Origin of the sequence: Streptomyces beijiangensis, from assembly GCF_017315755.1 — a bacterium.
Classification (GTDB): Bacteria; Actinomycetota; Actinomycetes; order Streptomycetales; family Streptomycetaceae; genus Streptomyces; species Streptomyces beijiangensis.
This window is the reverse complement of sequence record NZ_JAFLRJ010000429.1, coordinates 1-5,202: the sequence shown is the minus strand read 5'-3', so window position 1 is coordinate 5,202 and position 5,202 is coordinate 1. Positions and strand designations below refer to the sequence as shown.

Annotated in this window: 8 protein-coding genes and 1 pseudogene; 1 reads left to right on the top strand and 8 read right to left on the bottom strand. The window is 67.7% G+C overall.

Annotated features, from left to right (window positions below):
* Positions 1-170 precede the first annotated feature (170 nt).
* Together J0695_RS33575 and J0695_RS33570 are read right to left on the bottom strand one after the other, a co-directional pair.
* Complete coding sequence (locus J0695_RS33575) at positions 171-1,022, bottom strand: hypothetical protein (protein WP_307798853.1); 852 nt, start codon at positions 1,020-1,022, stop codon at positions 171-173.
* Positions 1,019-1,786, bottom strand: a complete 768-nt coding sequence (locus tag J0695_RS33570) for a hypothetical protein (protein WP_206968547.1) — start codon at positions 1,784-1,786, stop codon at positions 1,019-1,021. Before J0695_RS33570 ends, J0695_RS33575 begins: the two co-directional genes overlap by 4 nt.
* 142 nt (positions 1,787-1,928) lie before the next feature.
* Here J0695_RS33570 and J0695_RS33565 point away from each other — a divergent pair, with 142 nt between their 5' ends.
* Positions 1,929-2,300: a DsrE family protein gene (locus J0695_RS33565; protein WP_206968546.1), complete on the top strand. Its 372-nt coding sequence runs from the start codon at positions 1,929-1,931 to the stop codon at positions 2,298-2,300.
* Here J0695_RS33565 and J0695_RS33560 read toward each other — a convergent pair.
* The 6 genes and pseudogenes from J0695_RS33560 to J0695_RS33540 form a co-directional block, all read right to left on the bottom strand.
* A complete protein-coding gene (locus J0695_RS33560) occupies positions 2,294-2,554 on the bottom strand; it encodes a DUF3099 domain-containing protein (protein WP_206968545.1) in 261 nt (86 codons plus the stop codon). The two genes, J0695_RS33565 and J0695_RS33560, sit on opposite strands and share 7 nt — an antisense overlap.
* 92 nt (positions 2,555-2,646) lie before the next feature.
* Positions 2,647-2,934 carry a DUF1416 domain-containing protein gene (locus tag J0695_RS33555; RefSeq protein WP_206968544.1) on the bottom strand — a complete coding sequence of 96 codons (288 nt, stop codon included), beginning with the start codon at positions 2,932-2,934 and terminating at the stop codon, positions 2,647-2,649.
* A gap of 42 nt (positions 2,935-2,976) precedes the next feature.
* A complete protein-coding gene (locus tag J0695_RS33550; RefSeq protein WP_206968543.1) occupies positions 2,977-3,822 on the bottom strand; it encodes a sulfurtransferase in 846 nt (281 codons plus the stop codon).
* Between the two features lie 155 nt (positions 3,823-3,977).
* Positions 3,978-4,058: a putative leader peptide gene (locus tag J0695_RS45785; protein ID WP_350310325.1), complete on the bottom strand. Its 81-nt coding sequence runs from the start codon at positions 4,056-4,058 to the stop codon at positions 3,978-3,980.
* 164 nt (positions 4,059-4,222) lie between these two features.
* Positions 4,223-4,951, bottom strand: a complete 729-nt coding sequence (locus J0695_RS33545) for an LmeA family phospholipid-binding protein (RefSeq protein ID WP_206968542.1) — start codon at positions 4,949-4,951, stop codon at positions 4,223-4,225.
* An 18-nt stretch (positions 4,952-4,969) separates the two neighbouring features.
* Positions 4,970-5,202, bottom strand: a pseudogene (locus J0695_RS33540) (hypothetical protein); the annotation flags it as partial.

Sequence of the window (5,202 nt, the reverse complement as noted above, 5' to 3'; positions counted from 1 at the left end):
CTTCAAGGGCCGCCGGGGCGGGGCGGACGGCATGGGCGGGGCGGCGAACGGGTCGGCGAACGGGTCGGCGGGCGCGTCCGCCGGTGCCGGGACCGGGGCTGCGGCCGGGGTCTCTTCGACGATCTCCGAGATCGCCGGAGTCGCCGGAGTCGCGGAGATCACAGGCTCGGTCATACGTACTCCCCCGGGGACGCGATGTGGTCGATCTGCTTCTTCAGCAGATTCGCCACCTCGGACTTGTCGAACGGCTTGGTGCCGTACGCGGACAGGGTGACCAGCGCTCCGCCCTCGTAGGCCGTGCAGACCATCGCCTCCAGCTTCGACTTCTTGTCGTTGGGCGGCAGGAAGCAGCTCGCGTGCGTATGGCCCGTGATCTTCGGCCCGTCACGGAAGAGACCGATGGAGTCCATGAGGTCCTTGCGGAACCGATAGGTCTCGGCCACCGCCTTCTTGTCCTTCAACTGCATGATCCGCACCTCGATGTCGAGGTCGTTCGCGGAGTCGGTGTACGAACGGAACGCCAAGCCCTTGGGGCCCAGCTTCTCCACCCGCTTCTCCCACTCCCGGCGCTGCTTGCCCGCCAGGCCCTTGCCGTCGTCCTTCATCATGGCCTCGGCCTGCTTGCCGCTCACGATGGAGTCGTTGCCGAACTCCTGCAGGTCGGGGCCGAGCTTGTAGCCGCTCGGGACGGGCAGCAGCAGCATGCTGAGCGGGCTGTCGTGCCGTCCCTTCTCGATGCCATCGGCGGGGTCCGCGGGCGGCTTGGGGTCCTTGCCCCAGACCGTCGTCGGGGCGGTCGTATCGGCCTTGTCCACAGTGGACTTGGTGTAGACGAGACCGCCGACCGCAGCGCCCAGGACGAGCACCGCGGGCAGTACGGCGGCCGCGATCCGCAGGGCGCGGGACGGGGGCCTCGGGGCCTTGGGGGTCCCCAGGACCTCCATCTCGGGCTCGGTCTGCGGCTCCGACTCCGGCACCTGCGCCGGCACCTGCTCCCCTGCTACTTCTTCCTCGTTGTTCACAGGCGCCCCAACTGCCGCTCGGCGAGCGCCCGGATGTCGCTCTTGCTGATCTTGTGCGTGTCGAAGATGTGGATGTCGAACATCACGTCACCGCGATAACCGAGCGCACGCGCCTCGTAGTTGGGCAGATAGCCCGCCTTGTTCTCCACCGGGAAGATGTAGTAGCGGGCGTTGCCGCTGCCCTTGACCTCGTCGCCCTCGTAGCCCGCACCGATCTTGGTGCCGGACATGTAGGACTGCTGGTCGGCGGCGAAGTCCGAAGCACCGGCGGTGACCCCGTTGCGGAACTGCACCAGCCGCACGGCGAACATCTTGTACTCACCCTGCTCGAAGTCCTCGGCAGCGATCCGGCGGATGTCGTTCTCCGCGTGGTACGTGAACATCTGCGCTTCTTCGGTGAACTCGTACGCGTACTCCGCGGGCGTCAGCCACTTGTCGAACGGCATCGTCGCGCCTTGGAAGACGGGCGTGGTCGCGGTCTTCGTACCACCGGGCTTCGGGATCAGCAGCTTCCGCAGATCGCCGTCGGTCCGTACGAGACTGTCCTCCTTGGCGGACAGCGCCACCGGCGCCTGCCCCTTCGGGAGGGCCTTGGCCGGGTACGTCAGACCCTGCTGTGCCAGCACCGGCAGCGCGGTCGGCGGGCGGTCGGCCTGGATCTTGTAGCCGACGGCGGTCCCGGCGACGATCCCCAGCACGGCAGCGGCCGCGACGATCAGCGTCGTACGACCGCGACGCCGCGGCCTTTTCTCCCGTTCCTGCACGTCAGGAACGGTTTGCGATTCTTCTGGCGCTTCCAAAGGGGGTCCCCCCACGAGACCTGAGGCGCGGATTCCGTTACCCGCGCACAGACCAGACCCACGGTGGGGGGCGGTGGTTGTACGGCCGACTATTACAGTTCGGCATATGACAGCAGCGCGGAAGAAGCTCGTGATCAAGGTGACTGCCGGGTCCGACGCGCCGGAGCGGTGCTCGCAGGCGTTCACCGTGGCGGCCGTCGCCGTGGCCAGCGGGGTGGAGGTCTCGCTCTGGCTGACCGGTGAGTCCGCGTGGTTCGCCCTGCCGGGCCGGGCTGCGGAGTTCGAACTCCCGCATGCCGCGCCGCTTCCCGACCTCATCGAGTCGATTCGGGCCGACGGGCAGATCACCCTGTGCACGCAGTGCGCGACCCGCAGGGAGATCACCGAGAAGGACGTCATCGAGGGCGTACGGATCGCGGGCGCGCAGGTCTTCGTGCAGGAGATCATGGCGGATGGCGTACAGGCACTCGTCTACTGACGCTTGTTCTTGCCGTCCAGTTCGTCCCACCACTCGTCGGACTTGCCGTCCCCCGAGGGGTCGTCCCACCAGCGGTCGTCGGGTCCGTGCCGGTTGCCGACCATCGCCGCGACGGGCGGGATCACCATGGCGACGACGCACATCGCGACGGCCGCAGGCACCGACCAGAGGCGCACAAAAGCCCAGGCGGAGATGAAGAGGACCAGGCATCCGCCCATGAGCAGGAAATAGCCACGACGCCGTCGCGCGTACATGTCTCCAGGGTACGACCGAAGGGCCGCACCCGGTCCAGGAAAGCGTCCAACCCCCTGGGGTGCGGCCCTCCGGCCGGTTCATGAGCCTGCGGTCACACCGCGATGGCGACCTCTGCCAGACCGCCGGTCTGCGCGACGACCGTACGGTCCGCCGTGCCGCCAGGGACCAGGGCGCGCAGCGTCCAGGTGCCCTCGGCCGCGTAGAAGCGGAACTGTCCGGTCGCCGAGGTCGGGACCTCGGCGGTGAACTCTCCGGTCGAGTCCAGCAGGCGCACGTAACCGGTGACGGGCTCGCCGTCCTTGGTCACGCTGCCCTGGATGGTGGTCTCACCGGGCTTGATCGTCGAGGCGTCCGGGCCGCCGGCCTTCGCTCCACACATGGTGTCTCCAGATACAGGTTGTCGTGTCGGTCGAAGGACGGGTTACTTGTTGGCGCCGAGCTCGATCGGCACGCCGACGAGGGAGCCGTACTCGGTCCACGAGCCGTCGTAGTTCTTGACGTTGGCCTGGCCGAGCAGCTCGTGCAGGACGAACCACGTCAGGGCCGAGCGCTCACCGATGCGGCAGTACGCGATGGTGTCCTTCGCCAGGTCGACCTGCTCGTCCTCGTAGAGGGCCTTGAGCTCGTCGTCCGACTTGAAGGTGCCGTCGTCGTTGGCGTTCTTCGACCACGGGATGTTGCGGGCGCTGGGCACGTGACCCGGGCGCTGCGACTGCTCCTGCGGGAGGTGCGCCGGGGCGAGCAGCTTGCCGCTGAACTCGTCGGGGGAGCGCACGTCGACCAGGTTGAGGCTGCCGATCGCGGCCACGACGTCGTCGCGGTAGGCGCGGATCGACTCGTCCTGGGGCTTGGCCTTGTACTCGGTGGCCGGGCGCGAGGGGATCTGGTCGCCGTCGACGAGGTCGCGGGAGTCGAGCTCCCACTTCTTGCGGCCGCCGTCGAGGAGCTTGACGTCCTGGTGGCCGTAGAGCTTGAAGTACCAGAAGGCGTAGGAGGCGAACCAGTTGTTGTTGCCGCCGTACAGAACGACCGTGGTGTCGTTGCCGATGCCCTTCTTCGACAGCAGCTCCTCGAAGCCGGCCTGGTCGATGAAGTCGCGGCGGACCGGGTCCTGGAGGTCCTTGGTCCAGTCGATCCGGATGGCGTTCTTGATGTGGTTCTTCTCGTACGCGGCGGTGTCCTCGTCGACCTCGACGATGGCGACCTGCGGGTCCTCGATGTGGGCCTCGACCCAGTCGGCGTCTACCAGGACGTCAGTGCGGCTCATGCGGTTTCTCCTCCGGGGCAGTCTGCGGCGGGATGGTGCGATGGCGCCGTATTCACGGATACGCGGGGAGGCGCGTACGGCGCCGAGGGGTGGCCCTGACAACCTGATGAAAAGGGGTCAAAGGGCCCGGGGGTGAGGGGAGTCGAGTGTCCCGCTCAGAAGGTGCGACAGAGCATGGCGGCGACGCGGCACAGATCTACTGCCCGCCGCTTCGTGAGATCCGCCTGTCGCTTCATGTATCCGATCGTAGGGACGTACAGGTGCACATGTCACCGGCGTATCGCATATCGAGACGCGATCGTCCGCGATGTGGGATGCGAAAGGGGTCCGGCACCCGCCGGACCCCTTCGTCACTGCTCTCTGCCTGCCCCGCATCTACGGACCGGACACCTTCGTCTCACTATCCGGCGAGGTCGACGTTCGTCCCCGTGCCCGAGAACTCGATGCCGTCCTCGGCGGCCGCCGTCTTGTCGAGCTTGATGCTCGAGGGCAGACCGTCGATCTTCAGGTTGTAGTCGACGACCTTGCGCAGACTGTCCTCCACCAGCGGGGGAAGCGACTCAGCGTGCAGCCTGACCTGGTCGCCCCCGACGAGCGACACCGTGCTGTACGTCGACAGCGGAGGCAGCGCCTTGAGCGACTCGGGGACGGAGATCCCGGCGCCCGTCAGCAGGTCGGCGATGCTGCCGGTCACCTTCACCTGGCCCTTGGCGGCCCGCTCGGCGCCCGCGTAGCTCACGGTCGCGCCCTTGGGCGCCGACTTGGTGAGGTCCGCGTACGAGACGCGCGCGGATCCGGTGGCGCTGGCGGCGACCGCCGACGAGAAGCTGCTGTTGATCTTCACGTTCTTCAGCTCGGCCCTGACCTCGGTCAGCTGGATCGAGCGACCCTGCGCCGTTGCCGTGATCCCGGCCAGTTTCACGTCGACCTCGTCGAGCTCCGAGGAGGCCACCTGGGTCAGGAAGGGAAAGCCCTTGATCGAGACATCGGGGGTGGAGTTCAGCCCCTGGCTCGACCGGATCTTGTCGGCCGCCTTGTTCTCGGCGACGTTCACCGCGATGCGGTCCACGGCGACGAATATGCCGCCGAGGACCACCACGATGATGAGGAGTATTCGCAGTCCGCGCATGCGCAGACCCTAACGGCGCTATCCGCCGGCGACGCGGCCGATGAGATAGATCGCCGGGGCGGCCACGGTCAGCGGCAGGGCCACTCCGGCCGTCATGTGGACGAACCGGGACGGGTAGTCGTACGAGGCGACGCGCAGCCCGATCAGCGCACAGCCACCGGCGGCGAATCCGAGCAGCGCACCCGAGGAGCCCATGTCCGACATGCCGCCCGCGGCGATCCCCGCACCGGCCGCGGCGCGGCATGTCGGAC

Excerpts from the sequence above, each read along its gene's own strand:
- J0695_RS33560 (WP_206968545.1), bottom strand. The coding sequence starts at position 2,554 with ATGTACGCGCGACGGCGTCGTGGCTATTTCCTGCTCATGGGCGGATGC.
- J0695_RS33545 (WP_206968542.1), bottom strand. The coding sequence starts at position 4,951 with ATGCGCGGACTGCGAATACTCCTCATCATCGTGGTGGTCCTCGGCGGC.
- J0695_RS33565 (WP_206968546.1), top strand. The coding sequence starts at position 1,929 with ATGACAGCAGCGCGGAAGAAGCTCGTGATCAAGGTGACTGCCGGGTCC.
- J0695_RS33555 (WP_206968544.1), bottom strand. The coding sequence starts at position 2,934 with ATGTGTGGAGCGAAGGCCGGCGGCCCGGACGCCTCGACGATCAAGCCC.
- J0695_RS45785 (WP_350310325.1), bottom strand. The coding sequence starts at position 4,058 with ATGAAGCGACAGGCGGATCTCACGAAGCGGCGGGCAGTAGATCTGTGC.
- J0695_RS33550 (WP_206968543.1), bottom strand. The coding sequence starts at position 3,822 with ATGAGCCGCACTGACGTCCTGGTAGACGCCGACTGGGTCGAGGCCCAC.